Here is a 17564-nt window from a genome sequence, read left to right on the forward strand (position 1 = left end):
GTCAGAACCAACACCAACGCTAACCCATCAGATTTCCCGTTCTTTATTCATCAAGTGCAATTTGAGCAACATGACAAAGCTGCAAGCAACGATTCTATACTTAAACGGACTCGACAAGGCGTTTACCTAAAATACTCAAGCTGAATTCTTTACCATCCATCATAGCGACATTTGGTAACTGCCCCCAGAGGGCATAACCCAAGCGTTCAAATAACTTCATACTCGGTAAATTATGACTGAATATAAAGCCAAGTAAGGTGTGTATGCCAATGGTTGGAGCATGTTGCTCCGCAAACAACAACAATGTTCTACCTAATCCCCGACCGTGAGCTGCTTTCGTGATGTAAATACTGACTTCAACAGTACCGTCATAGGCTGGGCGACCATAAAATGACTTAAAACTGAGCCACGCGACAGTGTTTTGGCCCTCTTGGACCGTGAAAATAGGTCTTTTTTCATGGTGGCTTGCAAACCACGGTTCACGTTCCTCTACTGTCACAGGTGAGGTATCCGCAGTGACCATTCGCCCTTCGATAGTTTCGTTGTAGATTGCGACAATAGCAGGGAGATCATCGCGTTGAGCCAAACGTATTGTATAGTCACCAGTGAAAAGCAAATTCTGCGTCATTATTCGGGTTCTTGATCAAAAAGTGGTATCGTCTCGTATAGTAGAGCAGCTCTATTAGGAAGGAAATAAGAATGCTACGAATTGCATCATTGTGTGTTGGTTTATGTGTAAGTGGTCTGTCGTTCGTTACGTCAGCGTCTGAAACCTGCGACGATTTTACGAATACTACCTTTAGGAAACTCCATTCCAAAGAATCCATTAACCTGTGTGAGTTCAAAGACAAACCGCTTCTCATCGTAAACACGGCAAGCAACTGTGGGTTTACTAGCCAATTCAAAGGGCTTGAAGCCCTATATAAGGAATATAAAGATCAAGGTCTTGTCGTGATAGGCTTTCCATCCGATGACTTTTTACAAGAAGAAAACGACGAAGCAGATACCGCTAAAGTGTGCTTTATGAATTATGGCGTCACCTTTCCAATGATGGCCACATCTGAAGTAAGAGGAAGTAATGCTAATGCGGTGTTTAAATATCTAAACGAACAGACAAGCTCACCTAATTGGAATTTCTACAAATACCTTGTTTCAAAAGATCGCAAAGAAATTCAGCGCTTCAATAGCCGCACGAAGCCAGATTCAGAGGAACTCCGCAGTGCCATCGAAAAGCTTTTGAAATAACGGTGCAAATTTTAAAATATCTCCTAGACTAAAGTATGATTTCTAGAATAATAAGGATAAGCCTATGAAACTTGCGAATGCCCGCCATATTTTGGTGGACAGTGAAGCACAGTGCCAAGACCTCAAAGAAAGGATAATAGCCGGAGAAGATTTCGCCGAACTAGCTAAAACCTATTCAAATTGCCCATCTGGCCAAGATGGCGGGGCGCTTGGTGAATTTGGACCGGGTATGATGGTGCCAGAGTTTGACCGAGTGGTTTTTTCCGCACCGATTAATGAAGTGCAAGGCCCTGTTCAAACACAATTTGGTTATCATCTTTTAGAGGTGACCAATCGCACAGAGTAATCTGTACAAGCAGTAAAACATAGCGCAGCGATGGCTGCGTTTTTTGTTTTACTCTTTTACGCAGATACTTGCATGGCTCTTGCCCATAGACGCTAATTACTAACCTTTAAATTTGCTCTCATTGGAGCATTGGCAAGTGCTTCTAATCACGGTATAAAAGTGCTTAAGATTCGATATTGCCTATTCACTCATCAAACACCAGCGACAACTTTACAAGGACTGCATCATGATACTTTACGGCTCAAACACGTCACCGTTCGCCCGCAGATTGAGACTTTGGTTAGCACGCGAACATTTGCCTTTTACCTATCAACACATTGATATTTTTTCTACTGAAGGCCGTGCAATTTTAAATGAACATAACCCTGCGAAAAAAATTCCATTTCTCGTCGACGGCGCTACGGTAATCTGTGATTCCAATGTCATTTTTCGCTACGTGTCACAAAAGTTTCAACTCTCCGCGTTAACGTGGCATCAAGAGAATGTGTTGACCTACATTAATGCCTGTAACGATTCCTGTGTTGAATTGCTGCTCTGTGACCGCTCAGGTTTTGATACGAAAGACGACAAACTGTTTTTTAATTTGCAGCGCGAACGCGTGTCATCACTATTAACTTTGCTAAATGAGGAGTGTGAGAAATCCTCATTTATTAACTGCAGTTATTTAGCAATCAGTTTATACTGCTTGTTGGATTGGATAGCATTTCGCGCATTGTGGACGCTTGATGAACACCCGAATTTACAACGTTTTTATTCGGTGTTTTCAACGCAAGACGATGTAGCACAAAGCGATCCACGTAACCATTAAAGAGAAACAAAATGAATGAATTAGAACTCGATTCAGAACTCGTAAACTTTGTGACTGCAGTTCGCCAACAAGGTCAAGTATGGGCTTTGGGTGCGGACGATGAAGGTCTTGTCGTGTGTGACTCAAACCAATTTGATGACACAGATGTGTTGTTACTTTGGGATAGTGAAGAGAAAGCAAAAGCACAGTGCAATGAAGAGTGGGCAGAATTCGAACCTGTGGCTATTCCATTGGACGAACTGCTTGATGAGTGGATTGAAGAGTTAAACGCAGACAGCGCATTGCTTGGCTTAAACTGGAACGATGATAATGTTTGTGTTGAAATCGAACCGACTGGCCTTGCACGAGCACTAGAAGACTAAGTCTCGATGTCATAGTAAGGCGAAGCATCGCTTTGCCTTACTGCTGCTCGGTTATATTCACCAGCGCGATAAGCGTCCCCTCTATTGCACGCACGTATCCCTTACAATCACTGCCGCGAATTCCCGGTGGACAATAAGGTTCAGCCCCTGCTTCCACAGCTTTATCATACGCTTCAAACACATTCGTACAGGAAATGATTAATTCATACCCTAATGCAGGTTGTTTTGGATGGCTTCGAATGTAATTCTGTTTGAATTGCGATTGAGCCAATGGATGCGTCGCGAAGCCGACGACAATCTCGCCAGTATCTAACTCGCCATAATCACCCATTTCACTTAAATGTGCCGTTGTCAGCCCAAAAGCCTGATAATAGAAATCTAAAACCTCGGGGACATCTTCCACATAAATCACCATTTTGATGACTTGCGACATAGACCCTCACTTTTCCATGTATATTCTTTTTATATTGAAGTATGGAATAGAAGTAAGTCAAATTGTGCGCTACCCAGTGAGTCCAATCACGGCCATTTTAAATCATAAAACACATACTTAAGTAATCCCCAAATAAAAGTTGGCTCTTGTGCTCACTAAAAGATGTCCGAAAAAAATTTCCGCGCTAAAAACAAAACCCCCTCGAAACTTTTGCTTCGAGGGGGTTTTGAATTCCAGTTCGCACCAACTATTTGTTACGATTTTCCGACATAAAGCGGCGCAACTTACGCTTTTGAGAAAGCGTCATTTTGTTGCTGCGATTCGCGTATGGGTTATCCCCTTCACGGAATTCAATTTTAATCGGTGTGCCCATGATATTAAGCGCTTTACGATAGTAGTTCATCAAGTAGCGCTTATAGCTATCTGGTAAATCATCCACTTGGTTGCCATGAATAACGATTCGAGGTGGGTTATATCCCCCCGCGTGTGCGTATTTAAGTTTAACACGACGGCCACGGATCATCGGCGGCTGATGGTCGGCTTGAGCCATATCCATGATACGACGTAGCATTGCAGTAGACACACGACGCGTTGCAGAATCGTAAGCCTCTTCTACCGACTCAAATAAATGGCCTACACCCGTACCGTGTAACGCTGAAATAAAGTGAATACGTGCAAAATCTATAAAACCTAGTCGACGGTCAAGCTCTGATTTAATACGCTCTTTAACGTACTCATCAAGCCCGTCCCACTTGTTTACCGCAATAACCAATGAGCGACCTGAATTAAGCGCAAAACCGAGTAAACTCAAGTCTTGGTCAGAGATTCCTTCGCGAGCATCAATGACCAATAAAATGACGTTAGCATCTTCAATCGCTTGCAACGTTTTGATCACTGAGAATTTCTCAACTACGTCAGAAACTTTCTTACGTTTACGAACACCCGCCGTATCAATCAAAATGTACTCACGGTCATTACGTGTCATTGGAATATAAATAGAGTCACGCGTCGTGCCAGGCATATCGTAAACAATAACACGTTCTTCACCAAGAATACGGTTTGTAAGTGTTGACTTACCTACATTGGGACGACCGATAATTGCCAATTTAATTGGTTTATCTTCAGCCTCGACCTCTTCTTCTCCATCGACATGTTCTTCGTCAAAAGCATCAAATGCATTGTCGAATTCAGCTTCTTCTTCCGCGATTTCTTCATTCAAATCACCAAGTACTGGGCGAAGTGTGTGCTCTAGAAGTTGAGTTACCCCTCGACCATGCGCCGCAGCGATATGATGCACTTCACCTAATGCTAGCTGATAAAATTCCGCCGCAGCCGAATCAGCATCAATGCCGTCTGTTTTGTTAGCGACAACAAAGCTCTTCTTTTGCTGTTTACGAAGGTGATCGGCAATGCCGATATCTGCGCTCGTTAGGCCTGCTCTTGCGTCTACCAAGAACAAAACGATATCAGCTTCTTCAATCGCCAATAGCGACTGCTGAGCCATTTCCGTTTCAATGCCCTCTTCAGACCCATCGATACCGCCAGTATCAACAACGATAAACTCATATCCTTCATAACTTGCATGACCATACTTACGGTCACGAGTTAAACCAGGAAAATCGGCAACTAACGCGTCGCGAGTACGAGTTAATCGGTTAAACAGTGTAGACTTACCAACATTAGGTCGCCCTACCAGAGCGATCACAGGAAGCATATACAACCCCTTCAATAAACAACAAAAGGCTTCGCAATGCGAAGCCTCAAAAAACCATTCGGATTATTCCGGATTAAGGCTTGGCGATTGCGCTTATCTCGCCATCACGGGTGATAACAATTAACTTATCGTCCGCTTGAATTGGTTCAACATAAAAACCTGAACCATCAAATTCTGCTCGAGCAACGAGTTCACCCGTTGTTCGGTTCAACCAATGTAGATTACCTTCTTGGTCACCAAGCGCTAAATAGTCACCTAACACGCCTGGTCCCGTTAAATACCAACCACGTAGCGCTGATTGACTCCAACGTTCAATACCCGAATCTTTATCGAGTGCGTAAACCACACCGTCACTATCCACAAGGTAAATCGTTTGACCTTCGATGGTCATTTCACGGTAGCTACTGTATTCACGTTTCCACACCACATTGCCGGTACGTAAGTCCAGTGCCGCTAAGTTGCCATTATAGGCTATTGAGTAAACATATGCGCCACTAACCAGTGGTTTTGTGTCAACATCAACTAAACGTTCAAACTCTGACGCGCCTTTTGCCACAGCAACATCTGCACTCCATGCTGCAAAACCTGAGTTCGCAATCAAGACAGATAAACGACCCGTTTCTTCGCCAACCAACACACCGCCCGCGGCAACGTTTGGTGAACTGAGGCCGCGTAAGGTCAATGCTGGCATCTCTTGTTCATACGTCCAACGTTCTTCGCCCGTATCTGGATGTAAAGCAAGTAACTTACCTGAACCTAGATTGACATAGATAAGGCCCTCGCCAGCCGCTGGTGTAGATAGCGCTTCACCTGGCACCGATTTACGCCATAACACCTCACCCGTTTCTCTATCAAGCGCGATAACCGAACCGTGTTCAGAGCCGATGTAAAGCTTGCCAAACGCCTGCAAAATGCCGCCTGACAATTTTGCACCTTCACCGCCTTGCCATGGCCAAATTGAACTGTTTTCACGCACATCAGTGCGCCATAAACGCTTACCATCCGCTAATGCGAATGCGGAAACAATACCATCGCGAGAGGCCGCATATACGGTGTCTTTATAAACAGCTGGCGTTAGGCGCGAGAAATAATGCTCTACGCCATTGCCGACACTTTCTTGCCAAACGACTTGCGTTTTGAACTGGTTATTAATGTCAGGTAACACCAATTCTTCTTCATCTTTCGATGTACAACCTGCTAATAAAGCAGAGCCACAGAGCGCAAGTACAGCTAGACTGAACTTCTTCATCCTCACTCCTTAGTTTGCAGCTTGAGCGAGATTGTCTAACTTCGTTTGTAGGGTTGGGTTATTGTCCAAACCACCTTTATCAACCGCTTGTTGGTATGCTGCGCGCGCCGCGGCTTCATCACCCAAAGACAGTTTAATATCACCTTTGATTTCCGCTACTTGAGCCGCGAAACCCTCTGGCATTTTTTTCTCAAGCGTTGCAAAAGCAACATCCGCTTGACCAAGGGCCGCCTGAACTCGGGCTAAGCGAAGCAATGCGGTTGCCTTAAGCTCTTCATTTTTCACGTTTTCAGCTGCCCAAGTTAATTTCTCAGCTGCTTTGTCCAGTTGTTTTTGTTCAACGGCTTCTTTCGCCGCGACAAATGCAGCTAACACCGCGTAATTTGAACCCGAATTGTCCGCAATGAACGCGTCGCTTTTTGCCAAAGCGTCTTCTGACTCAACGAATGTGTTGAACGCATTAGATGCTTTGTCTGCCACATCGATTTGATGCGCATTATAGGCTTTCCAGCCATAAAGGCCGCCCAGACCTAAGACAATACCCAGCGCAAGTGAAACACCATTTTCACGGAAAAATCGTTTTATTGCTTCGGCTTGTTGTTCTTCTGTTGAATAAATTTCCATGCTTACCTCTTATGCAATCAAGTCCGCTAGAAGTGTTTTAACTTCGTTTATAGAAAGCGTAACTTGTTCTTTTTCTTCGCGCAGATACTTAACTGTAACCACACCTTGTGCTAACTCGTCTTCCCCAAAAATCAGAGCGACGAGTGCACCGCTTTTATCTGCACGCTTAAATTGTTTTTTAAAGTTGCCACCGCCCGCGTGAACCATGACGCGAAGCCCAGCCACAGACGTACGCAGTTCTTCTGCTATCACTGGCGCGGCAATACTCGCTTTATCGCCCATTGCTGCTACATAAACATCAACATCACGTCGAAGTTCACCAACACATTCCAATGCTTGAAGAAGTAAAACTAAACGCTCCATCCCCATCGCGAAACCAACCGCTGGCGTTGCTTTGCCACCCAGTTGCTCAACGAGACCATCGTAACGACCACCCGCACACACCGTACCTTGAGCCCCTAAACTATCGGTAACCCATTCAAAAACGGTGCGATTATAGTAGTCCAAACCACGAACTAGCTTTTCGTTAACCTGGTATTGGATGCCTGCTGCGTCTAAACGTTCACATAAATTTGCAAAATGTTCGCGAGATTCTTCATCTAGATGCTCAGACAGCTTTGGCGCATCCACTAACACCGCTTGAATATCAGCATTTTTAGTGTCAAGAACGCGCAATGGATTTGAATACATACGACGCTTTGCATCTTCATCTAATACATCAATGTGCTGTTCAAGGAAAGCAACCAATGCATCACGGTAATTCGCACGAGCTTCGTTTGAGCCCAATGAATTTAATTCAAGGCGAACGTAATCACTAATCCCAAAAGCTTTCCACAAACGTGCTGTAAGCAAAATTACTTCTGCATCAATATCCGCAGTTGCTACGCCAAACGCTTCCAATCCAAATTGATGGAACTGACGGTAGCGACCTTTTTGTGGGCGTTCATGGCGAAACATCGGTCCCATGTACCAAAGACGTTGTTCTTGGTTGTAAAGCAGGCCATTTTCATTGCCTGCACGTACACAGACGGCTGTACCTTCAGGACGAAGTGTCAGACTGTCGCCATTGCGGTCGGCAAACGTGTACATTTCTTTCTCGACAATGTCTGTCACTTCACCAATTGAACGCTTAAATAAGTCCGTTGACTCTACGATTGGGAAACGAATTTCTTGATATCCATAAGACGCGACCGTCTCACGTAAGATGCCTTCAACCTTCTGCCAAATTTGCGTATCGCCTGGCAGACAATCGTTCATGCCACGAATTGCCTGAATTTGTTTTGCCACGAAAAAATCCTAACCTTTAATCAATGCACTGTGCGCTTCAAAGCCACAGGAGAGGGAGCTGTCCCAGAATATAGAAAATAAATAGCTCGCTATTATAACTAGCTCGGCTAAAACGTAAACGATCTTTAAACGAAAAAGGTGGTTATTCTACCACCTTTACATCGATTTTGCTTTGTAAATATCCGCGGATCTGCGCTTCGAGTTGGTCAACGACATCATCATTGTCAATGCGCGTTTTTTTACGTTCACCATTGATGTACAACCCCGACTTACGATTTGCTCCCGCAAGCCCTATGTCGCTCACCAAAGCTTCACCTGGACCGTTCACCACGCAACCAATTACCGAAACCGTAATAGGATCAATAATGTCTTCTAATCGTTCTTCAAGTTGATTCATGGTATTAACCACATCAAATTCTTGTCTTGAACAACTAGGGCAAGCGATGAAGTTAATGCCTCGAGAGCGAATGCGCAGAGACTTTAAGATGTCATAACCCACTTTCACTTCTTGAACCGGATCGGCAGCCAATGAAATTCGGAGCGTATCTCCAATCCCTTCTGCCAGCAACATCCCAAGACCCACAGCGGATTTTACAGAGCCCGCACGAAATCCACCGGCTTCCGTAATTCCGAGATGAAGTGGCTGCTCAATCTCTTTGGCAAGCAAACGGTACGCACCAACGGCTAGAAACACATCAGATGCTTTCACAGACACTTTAAACTGGTCAAAGTCATAACGACGTAAGATGTCGACATGACGCATTGCCGACTCGAGTAACGCCTCAGGCGTCGGTTCACCATATTTTTCTTGTAGATCTCGCTCAAGCGAACCGCCATTGACACCAATTCGAATCGGAATGCTGTGCGTTTTTGCCGCATCAATCACCGCACGAATTCGATCTTCACTACCAATGTTGCCTGGATTGATACGCAAACAATCCGCGCCATAGTCAGCGACTTTTAGCGCGATACGGTAATCAAAGTGAATATCCGCAACGACTGGAATATCGACTTGCTCTTTAATGCTGCGAAACGCTTCAGCTGCGTCCATTGTCGGCACTGACACACGAACTAAATCAGCGCCGGCCATTTGAATTGCACGGATTTGCGCGACGGTTGCATCAACATCCATCGTGTTGGTATTCGTCATCGACTGAACGGCAATTGGTGCACCATCACCAATGGGTACATTACCCACATAAATGCGTGTCGACTTTCTGCGTATGATAGGAGATTCTGAAAACATCACGATTACTCAGTTAACGGTAATTTAAATTTAGCTAAGCGATTCTTTTGCAAGTGAGACAAATTAACTGGCTGACCATCGAGCGTCACATCCACCGCGTGATGTTTAACTAGCACCACTGAAAATGGAGCTTTACCCGCAACCGTCATTCGATAACCTGCCTTTTTGACACCAAACGCAATGCGCTCTGACGTAGCATCAAAAATTTCGACCCAGCTTTCTTCACGGAAATTCATCACAATTGTACTCAAACCATCACTTGCTTTCGAGTTGTTTTCCGCTTTATCTACGCTTAAATCGGCTACTGAAGGTTCAACAATCAGTGCACTTTCTGCCGTTTCAACCTCGGTGTTTTCAAGTTTATCTGCGAGCATTTCAGATTCAGGTGCACTGTCATTGGTCTCGGCTTGCGTCAATTCAATGGTTTGTACGGTGTTATTTGACGGCGTGATTTCCGATGACGACGTCGTTTGCCACCACCAAAAAATGGACGATCCTATCACCAAGGCCAAAATGGCGTAGCTTACCCACATTAAACGACTATCATTGGCTTCTTTTTCAGTACGGCGCGAAAAGCTTTTCATTCGACGAGACTTTTCTGGTACTGGATGGCCCACATAAAGCGCAAAGACTTCGTCTTGATTTAGCTCCACAATTCGGCAATATGCCTTGATATAGCCACGGACAAACGTTTCCGGTCCGAGCGTCAGGTAATCATCCGCTTCAATGCGCTCGATTTGTTGTGGCGTAATTTTAAGCTGAGTCGCAATAAAGTCGACGCTTATATTTCGGCTTGCACGCGCCTGCGCTAGGGTTTGTCCGAGAGTGTTTTGTGGTTGTGTATTTTCTTCTTCGCTCATAGCTTGTAGGTACTTGGATCCACGACTAATAAGGAGTACCCCTCTTTTAGGGTCACGTCCGGTGTTAATTTATTCCAACGCATTAATTCATCGACCATAACCTGATAGCGATTTGCCACATCCAGTAACGAGTCGCCGGCTTCGATCGGTGCTGTAACACGAGGGTTGTTTAAATAGACTTTGCTGCCAATCGACAAACGAGCCGATTCTTTAAGGTCATTCCATTGCAATAACATCGCAAGCTTAATGTTGTATTTAACCGAAACACTAAACAGATTTTCACCAATTTGCAGTTCATGAAATGGCACTTTAGGCAACGGAATATCAGGGTTCAACAACGTTTTTTCGCTCGCACTAGTAACTAACGTAGGCTCGACAAAACTAACCTGTGGTTGCGAACTATCCTCAGTAAACACGATGTCATTTGGATCCGGTTCATAAAACTGCACAGGGTGCGCTTCTGTTTCAGTACGCTCGTCTGTACGAGGTTTTTGAGCCGTTCTAATCGATACGCCGCTAGTTGTACTGTCAGGTTTACTTATTTTCTGTTTAGCCGCTGAATCAACTCTGAATCGCTCCTTGTTTTCAGCCTGACTTGGGGCAACTTTTCGCGTTATTTTAATCGTTGGCTGTTTTACAAACCGTTCATTGCCATCATGCGTTAGCGCGTCTAATTGCGCTTGGCGGTATTGCTCTCGAAGTTGCTCTATGTCACTTTGAGCAATCGTATTGTCTCTTACCCACCCTGCTTGTTGAGAGGTTGGATAGGTTTGTAATAATGTTTTGCTTTGTGTTTGAGCTTGTTCGATACGTCCCATACGCGTATCAACCAAGTAGCGAATAAACAAACTTTCCGCAGAGACGAAGCCTTTGTCTTCAAACAGCTTTAAAACTTGCTGCGCTTGATGTAAATCACTTTTCGCATACAGAAGCGAAGCCAGCAACAACAGTGAAGATTGGCGCTGACCATTGTGATTTATGGCACTTCGCAGGTGTTGTTCAGCCGCATCAAATTTATTGTCTTTAATCGAGCACAAGGCCAAATTTTCATAACTTTGCGCAACACGCAAATAGCTAGGAATAGCTATCGCTTTTAAAAACTGTTCATTTGCCTCACCGTATTCACCAATACCACACAAAAATGCACCATAGTTGTTTAAAGTATTCGGATCGTTCGGCTCGATTTCAAGCGCCTTGATATAGGCGTTTTTAGCCATCGCATTTTCACCAACGTTTTGATAGTAATAAGCTAGGGAGTAATGCACTTCAGGTAACGAAGGAGCCAGATTTAAAGCCCGCTCTAAATTAAACTTCGCTTGTGTGGTGTTGCCGGTAGTAAGGTATTGTAGCGCTAAAGAAATACGCGTTTTCGCCGCTTCGATGTTATCAATTTTATTTTCAACGACAGGTTGTTCGCTACCAACGTAAGTGGTTTGCGTTACGCATCCGCTTAGTGCAAACATCGTGAAGGGTAAGACAAGTACTTTTCGCATTACGTTTTGCATCTCAATCCGTTATTGCCTTTATATTACCGAAAAGCCTTTGTGATTCATCTATTTTTCGAAAATTGAATAGGATTTTTCAAAATTCGTTTAAACAAAGGGGGTAAAGCCTGACGACCTACCCCCATTTTTTATTTAACCGGCGTTGATTGAAACATCAATCGCGTTGTCATCAAGCTGCTTTTTCTTCAATAAGCGCTTCGTACGGTCTTTCACATCGCCGACCAACTGACCGCAGGCGGCATCAATGTCATCGCCACGTGTACGGCGAACGATACAGGTAAGGCCAGCTTCTTGTAATACTTTTGAAAAGCGGTCAATACGACTGTTACTTGAACGCTGATAATCACTTCCTGGGAACGGATTAAATGGGATCAAGTTGATTTTCGACGGTGTGCCTTTCAATACTTGAACCAATTCATGAGCGTGATCGGTTGAGTCGTTGATGCCTTGCAACATCACGTATTCGATGGTCACGTCTTTGTTCGCTTTAGAACCATCGATATAACGGCGGCATGCAGCCAAGAATTCTTCGATTGGGTATTTTTTGTTGATTGGCACAATTTCATCACGAAGCGGGTTGTTTGGCGCGTGCAATGAAATGGCAAGTGCAACGTCAATTTTTTCTTTAAGTAAATCGAGTGCTGGAACAACGCCTGAAGTACTGAGCGTTACACGACGTTTTGATAAACCAAATGCCCAATCGTCCATCATCAGTTCCATCGCTGGAACTACGTTGTTGAGATTCAGAAGCGGCTCACCCATGCCCATCATCACCACGTTCGTAATAGGACGACGTGTGCTATCGTTATACAAACCGATGTCGGTCGCAACGCGCCAGACCTGACCGATGATTTCAGATACTTTAAGATTACGGTTAAAACCTTGTTGCGCCGTCGAGCAGAATGTACATTCAAGTGCGCAACCAACCTGCGAAGACACACACAGCGTTGCGCGGTCTTTTTCTGGGATCCAAACGCTTTCTACTTCTTGACCACCTTCAAGGCGTAGTGCGTATTTAATCGTACCGTCTGAGGCAACTTGCTTCACCGCGATTTCTGGCGCCTTGATTTCGCATTTATCAATCAATGTCGCACGTAGCTTTTTGTTTAAGTTGCTCATATCGTCAAAGTTGTCGACACCAAAGTGATAAATCCACTTCATCACCTGATCCGCACGGAACGGCTTTTCGCCAAATGACGCAAATAATTCACGCATTCCCTCGCGGTTGAGATCAAGTAGATTAATTTTCTTAACATTAGTGTCCATGGAACAACCTCTGTGACGGTAACAACAACGTGTTTGTGTCTGCCTAACGACTGCATTGGCACAACAAATACACTTCAGATGATAATTGTACAAAAATCAACCAAACAAAACCAGTTTAGCTAACTTGCAAAATGGCTTTATTCAAACGGGAGGAAAGCAATTTTGCGAGTGAGCTTAGGGACGAAAAAAGGGCTCGAAAGCCCCTTTTTCTTGGCCAGACTCGAGATTAACGAGTACGTGGACAGATTTCTTCGTCAGCGAAGAAGTACGCGATTTCACGTGCTGCAGACTCTGGAGCGTCTGAACCGTGTACTGCGTTTTCGTCGATGCTGTCAGCGAAGTCGTGACGTAAAGTACCAGCAGCTGCTTGAGCTGGGTTCGTTGCGCCCATGATTTCACGGTTCTTACGAACTGCATCTTCACCTTCAAGAACTTGAACCATTACTGGACCAGAAGTCATGAAAGACACTAGTGCGCCAAAGAAAGGACGCTCTTTGTGTTCTGCGTAGAAACCTTCTGCTTTCTCTTGTGAAAGGTGAACCATTTTAGAAGCTACGATCTTAAGACCTGCAGCTTCGAAACGGCTGTAAATAGCACCGATGTGGTTCTTAGCAACCGCATCAGGCTTAACGATAGAAAAAGTACGCTCTAAAGCCATCTTTTGCTCCAAAATTAGCTTAGTGAATGTTAACGGCCGCGGATTATACGCGCTTTAGTGTGAAAAACCTAGGCTCGTTTTAACTTTTGCGCACATTTTTTGCGCAACAAAACCAATTTACGTGGATTGTTTTACAGAAATACGAAGACGGTGTGATTCCATGAGTGGTGAACTCATTGTGACCGTTTGAAAAAAATAACCACACTAAAAGTAATGTGATTATTTTCGCATTTCTGTATAATGCGCCGCTTTTAGAGTGTGGCATAGATTAAATTCATGCCTATTGCTTACTTACCCCAGCAGCTGACTTGTACTCAGTTCAATGTATGAGGTTCTCATGTTTACACCAGAATTATTATCACCGGCAGGCAGTTTAAAGAACATGCGCTATGCATTCGCCTACGGAGCCGATGCCGTTTATGCGGGCCAACCGCGGTATAGTCTCCGTGTGCGTAACAACGAATTTGATCTTGATAACCTCGCATTAGGTATTAACGAGGCGCACGCGCAAAACAAAAAACTATACGTAGTCTCAAACATTGCACCACATAACGCAAAAGTAAAGACGTACATGCGCGATATTGAACCCGTAATTGAAATGAAGCCTGATGCGCTAATCATGTCTGATCCTGGTTTGATTATGTTGGTGCGTGAAAAATGGCCGGATATGCCTATTCACCTCTCAGTGCAAGCGAACGCGGTTAACTTTGCCACGGTGAACTTCTGGGCTAAACAAGGGATTGAGCGTGTTATTTTGTCACGCGAATTGTCGCTTGAAGAAATTGCAGAAATTCGCGAACTATGTCCGCAGACCGAACTCGAAGTGTTTGTTCATGGCGCACTGTGTATGGCTTATTCAGGTCGTTGCTTGCTGTCCGGATACATTAATAAGCGCGATCCAAACCAAGGCACATGTACAAATGCATGTCGTTGGAGCTACGATGCAAAACCAGCCGTTGAAACAGCCACAGGCGATGTTGTTCATAAATTTGACCCAAAACAAATCATCCCAACGCTTGGCGAAGGCAAACCAACCGACGAAATTTTCTTGTTAGAAGAACAAGGTCGTCCAGGCGAATATATGCCAGCATTCGAAGACGAGCATGGTACGTATATCATGAACTCCAAAGATTTACGTGCCGTTCAATACGTTGACCAACTGACTAAAATGGGTGTACACAGCCTAAAAATTGAAGGCCGTACTAAATCATTCTATTACGTAGCACGCACAGCTCAAGTCTACCGTCGCGCGATTGACGATGCCGTTGCTGGTCGCCCATTTGATGCCAGCTTAATGAGTACATTAGAGAACCTTGCTCACCGTGGTTACACAGAAGGCTTCTTAAAACGTCACGTACATCAAGAATATCAAAACTACGACTATGGTCACTCTGTCTCGGACCAGCAACAATTTGTTGGGGAAGTGCTGGGCCGCACGAGTAATGGATTAGTCGAAATTGATGTAAAAAATAAGTTCTGTACCGGTCACCGACTTGAATTGATGACTCCTCAAGGCAACATTCATTTTAACCTTGAGCACATGGAAAACCGCAAAGGCGAAAAAATTGACGACGCAAAAGGTTCCGGCCACATTGTGAAAATTCCATTGCCTGAAGATATCGACTTGTCACACGCTATTTTGATGCGTAATTTAAACGATCATGAGGACACTCGTAACCCGTTTAAGAAGGGCTAATAAATGGCATTGCTCATCAACTCAAAATGCATCAACTGTGACATGTGTGAGCCGGAATGCCCGAACGAAGCCATTTATATGGGAGCAAAGATTTATGAAATCGATCCCGATAAGTGTACGGAATGTGTAGGTCATTACGACAAACCAACGTGTGTCAGTGTCTGCCCTATCGATTGCGTAAAACCCGATCCGGAACGGCGTGAAACACTCGATGAATTAGCCGAGAAGTTCTTAAGGCTAACGCAAAACTGACATCAACTCCTGTAAGCGAGGCCTAGGCCTCGCTTCTCAAATTCAAGATAACGTCAAATTCACTCAATCTGGCGAAGAAAATACTTTTACCTACCGTTGCACACAGCCTAAAACCTGCACTAAGGATGCTTGCCAGTCATTCGGTACAGGTGACGGCGTAGTCGCTAATACGCTGTAAGACGGCCTTGGTGTTTTAACTGGATAATCGCTAGACGTTATAGGAATAACTTCGGGAACTTTATCAAGTACATCAATCGTTAATGCGTGATTAAAAATCACTTTCGCAAATTCAGCCCAACTGAGCGACTTGTCTCCGACAAAATGCGTGATTTGATTGCGATATTGTTTTGACTCCACCAGCCAAATGATAAACCTCGCCAAATCCCCAGCATAAGTAGGATTGCCGATTTGATCATCGACGATTTTTAAAGAGGATTGTGTGTTGGCGAGCTTCAACATCGTTTTGACAAAGTTTTGCCCATATTCACTAAACAACCATGCCGTACGCACAATCACAAAATCAAATGCCGTCGCGATTAGCAACCTCTCGCCCTCAAGCTTTGTTTTTCCATAAGCCGTTTTTGGGGCACAAAAAGCGTCAACTTCATAAGGAGCGTGAGCATCTCCCGCAAAGACATAATCTGTTGAAACATGCACAACCAACGCGCCGATCTGATTGGCACAACGAGCAATAATTTCAACACCCAACGCATTTACAGAATACGCTTGTCCTTGATTTTCTTCGGCTAAATCCACCTGCGTAAAGGCTGCACAATTGATGATTACCGAAGGTCTTATTTGTGCAACCACCTGCAAAAATCTTTCTTCATTAGTGATATCGAGCTTCTCCCGACAAAATGCGTGTACAACCACACTTCGAGGTAGTCTATCGATTAAGCAGGACGCAAGTTGCCCTCTTGCTCCGACAATCATCCACGTCACTTTATCGTCGTCCAAAACGGGGCATTTTGGTCCTTTTCAGACACCAACGGTTTTCCGTTCAACGGCCACTCAATGGCTATTTCAGGGTCATCCCAACGTATCGCGCCTTCATCACTTGGGTTGTAAAAGGTCGTGCATTTATACTCGACGTCGGCGGACTCACTCAACACGAGAAAACCATGCGCGAGCCCTGGTGGCACCCATAATTGATGGTGATTTGACGAAGAAAGTATGCGACCAACCCACCGACCAAATGACGGGGAACCCGCTCGTCGGTCAAACACCACATCAAAAATCTCGCCTTCGCTCACGCGAATCAACTTACCTTGCGGCTGCGTTTTTTGAAAGTGCAAACCTCTAAGCACACCTTGCTTCGAGCGGCTATAATTGTCTTGAACAAATTGCAGCGAGCAACCTAAAAGCGCCTCGTAACGTTCTTTTTGAAACGTTTCAAGAAAGTAACCTCGTTCGTCACTAAAAACCTGCGGTTGGATTAACTTCACATCGTGGATTTGGGTGTCAAAAACGTTCATAGTAGGTGTTAAAAATGAGTATGTTATAAGTTTATCAGAGATACGCGATGTGTAGAGAATAAATGTCATCCGGCAGGCTTTATTCCTCAGTTATTAATTGCATACAACTCATCGCAAGTTAAACCATTAGGCCTAGCCTCCATTTCACCCGAAGCAAACGCCCTATCGGAACCAAACCACCACGTAGGAGAATCACTCTTTGATATAGGAAAGTAATTCTTGAAGGACTCGATCATACAACACTCGAGACAAATTCAACGACGCAGACCATCCTCTGCCCAGATTTCGCATTTCTCTTTTGCCAATGACATACTAACTTGTATGCGCGTCAACCTCATTGATTGCGTAAAACCCTATTTTGAGTAGCGAAACACTCGATGAACTAGCAGAAGCAATTTTTACACCTCAGGCCAAGCAGGAAAACGAGGAAAGCCTCGTTTTCCTGCTTCTTTAGAATATTCAAATTCCCAAATCAAACGGCACCACTGGCTTTTCAACTAACCAACGTAAGCCCACATCAGGCGAATAGCCCTCTCCT

19 protein-coding genes are annotated in these 17564 nt (G+C 44.5%); 6 read left to right on the plus strand and 13 right to left on the minus strand.

Translation table 11 applies throughout. The annotated features are described in order from the left end of the window. Positions 1 to 100: 100 nt before the first annotated feature. Complete coding sequence (locus NI389_RS07115; protein WP_308362190.1) at positions 101 to 628, minus strand: GNAT family N-acetyltransferase; 528 nt, start codon at positions 626 to 628, stop codon at positions 101 to 103. 71 nt (positions 629 to 699) lie between these two features. Between NI389_RS07115 and NI389_RS07120 the strand changes: the two genes are divergently transcribed. The 4 genes from NI389_RS07120 to NI389_RS07135 all read left to right on the plus strand — a co-directional run bounded on the left by NI389_RS07120 (position 700) and on the right by NI389_RS07135 (position 2761). Further along, the gene (locus tag NI389_RS07120) at positions 700 to 1245 is read left to right on the plus strand and encodes a glutathione peroxidase (protein ID WP_308362191.1); all 546 of its coding nucleotides are present in this window, start codon (positions 700 to 702) and stop codon (positions 1243 to 1245) included. A gap of 64 nt (positions 1246 to 1309) precedes the next feature. Beyond that, positions 1310 to 1591 (plus strand): peptidylprolyl isomerase, encoded by a 282-nt coding sequence (locus NI389_RS07125; RefSeq protein ID WP_208844147.1) that lies wholly within the window; start codon positions 1310 to 1312, stop codon positions 1589 to 1591. Positions 1592 to 1817: 226 nt separating this feature from the next. Then, positions 1818 to 2399 (plus strand): glutathione S-transferase family protein, encoded by a 582-nt coding sequence (locus NI389_RS07130; protein ID WP_308362192.1) that lies wholly within the window; start codon positions 1818 to 1820, stop codon positions 2397 to 2399. Between the two features lie 11 nt (positions 2400 to 2410). Beyond that, positions 2411 to 2761 carry a DUF2750 domain-containing protein gene (locus NI389_RS07135; RefSeq protein WP_308362193.1) on the plus strand — a complete coding sequence of 117 codons (351 nt, stop codon included), beginning with the start codon at positions 2411 to 2413 and terminating at the stop codon, positions 2759 to 2761. Between the two features lie 37 nt (positions 2762 to 2798). On the opposite strand, the gene NI389_RS07140 is transcribed toward NI389_RS07135, so the two are convergent. From NI389_RS07140 to ndk, 10 genes are all read right to left on the minus strand, one after another. Next, positions 2799 to 3194 (minus strand): VOC family protein, encoded by a 396-nt coding sequence (locus NI389_RS07140; RefSeq protein WP_308362194.1) that lies wholly within the window; start codon positions 3192 to 3194, stop codon positions 2799 to 2801. Positions 3195 to 3441: 247 nt separating this feature from the next. Continuing rightward, positions 3442 to 4908 (minus strand): ribosome biogenesis GTPase Der, encoded by a 1467-nt coding sequence (der, locus tag NI389_RS07145; protein ID WP_308362195.1) that lies wholly within the window; start codon positions 4906 to 4908, stop codon positions 3442 to 3444. A gap of 73 nt (positions 4909 to 4981) precedes the next feature. Then, positions 4982 to 6157 (minus strand): outer membrane protein assembly factor BamB, encoded by a 1176-nt coding sequence (gene bamB, locus NI389_RS07150; RefSeq protein WP_308362196.1) that lies wholly within the window; start codon positions 6155 to 6157, stop codon positions 4982 to 4984. A gap of 9 nt (positions 6158 to 6166) precedes the next feature. Continuing rightward, positions 6167 to 6781, minus strand: a complete 615-nt coding sequence (locus NI389_RS07155; protein WP_308362197.1) for a YfgM family protein — start codon at positions 6779 to 6781, stop codon at positions 6167 to 6169. A 9-nt stretch (positions 6782 to 6790) separates the two neighbouring features. Further along, entirely contained in the window at positions 6791 to 8068 is a 1278-nt protein-coding gene (gene hisS, locus NI389_RS07160) for a histidine--tRNA ligase (protein ID WP_308362198.1), read from the minus strand. Between the two features lie 142 nt (positions 8069 to 8210). Continuing rightward, positions 8211 to 9314 carry a flavodoxin-dependent (E)-4-hydroxy-3-methylbut-2-enyl-diphosphate synthase gene (gene ispG / locus NI389_RS07165; protein ID WP_308362524.1) on the minus strand — a complete coding sequence of 368 codons (1104 nt, stop codon included), beginning with the start codon at positions 9312 to 9314 and terminating at the stop codon, positions 8211 to 8213. 5 nt (positions 9315 to 9319) lie between these two features. After that, complete coding sequence (locus tag NI389_RS07170; RefSeq protein WP_308362199.1) at positions 9320 to 10174, minus strand: RodZ domain-containing protein; 855 nt, start codon at positions 10172 to 10174, stop codon at positions 9320 to 9322. Then, complete coding sequence (pilW, locus tag NI389_RS07175) at positions 10171 to 11667, minus strand: type IV pilus biogenesis/stability protein PilW (protein WP_308362200.1); 1497 nt, start codon at positions 11665 to 11667, stop codon at positions 10171 to 10173. The genes NI389_RS07170 and pilW overlap by 4 nt, the downstream gene beginning before the upstream one ends. Before the next feature lie 144 nt (positions 11668 to 11811). Continuing rightward, the gene (locus NI389_RS07180) at positions 11812 to 12945 is read right to left on the minus strand and encodes a bifunctional tRNA (adenosine(37)-C2)-methyltransferase TrmG/ribosomal RNA large subunit methyltransferase RlmN (RefSeq protein WP_308362201.1); all 1134 of its coding nucleotides are present in this window, start codon (positions 12943 to 12945) and stop codon (positions 11812 to 11814) included. 226 nt (positions 12946 to 13171) lie between these two features. Beyond that, a complete protein-coding gene (gene ndk / locus NI389_RS07185) occupies positions 13172 to 13603 on the minus strand; it encodes a nucleoside-diphosphate kinase (protein ID WP_208844156.1) in 432 nt (143 codons plus the stop codon). 337 nt (positions 13604 to 13940) lie between these two features. Here ndk and trhP point away from each other — a divergent pair, with 337 nt between their 5' ends. Both trhP and NI389_RS07195 read left to right on the plus strand, forming a co-directional pair. Continuing rightward, complete coding sequence (gene trhP, locus NI389_RS07190) at positions 13941 to 15299, plus strand: prephenate-dependent tRNA uridine(34) hydroxylase TrhP (protein WP_308362202.1); 1359 nt, start codon at positions 13941 to 13943, stop codon at positions 15297 to 15299. Between the two features lie 3 nt (positions 15300 to 15302). Continuing rightward, positions 15303 to 15551, plus strand: coding sequence for a YfhL family 4Fe-4S dicluster ferredoxin (locus NI389_RS07195; RefSeq protein ID WP_308362203.1), 249 nt, complete (start codon positions 15303 to 15305; stop codon positions 15549 to 15551). 90 nt (positions 15552 to 15641) lie between these two features. Here NI389_RS07195 and rfbD read toward each other — a convergent pair whose 3' ends face one another. Then, complete coding sequence (gene rfbD, locus NI389_RS07200; RefSeq protein WP_308362204.1) at positions 15642 to 16484, minus strand: dTDP-4-dehydrorhamnose reductase; 843 nt, start codon at positions 16482 to 16484, stop codon at positions 15642 to 15644. A gap of 5 nt (positions 16485 to 16489) precedes the next feature. After that, the gene (rfbC, locus tag NI389_RS07205; protein ID WP_308362205.1) at positions 16490 to 17026 is read right to left on the minus strand and encodes a dTDP-4-dehydrorhamnose 3,5-epimerase; all 537 of its coding nucleotides are present in this window, start codon (positions 17024 to 17026) and stop codon (positions 16490 to 16492) included. Positions 17027 to 17564 lie beyond the last annotated feature (538 nt).

It is taken from the genome of Pseudoalteromonas xiamenensis, from assembly GCF_030994125.1.
Lineage (GTDB): Bacteria > Pseudomonadota > Gammaproteobacteria > Enterobacterales > Alteromonadaceae > Pseudoalteromonas > Pseudoalteromonas xiamenensis_B.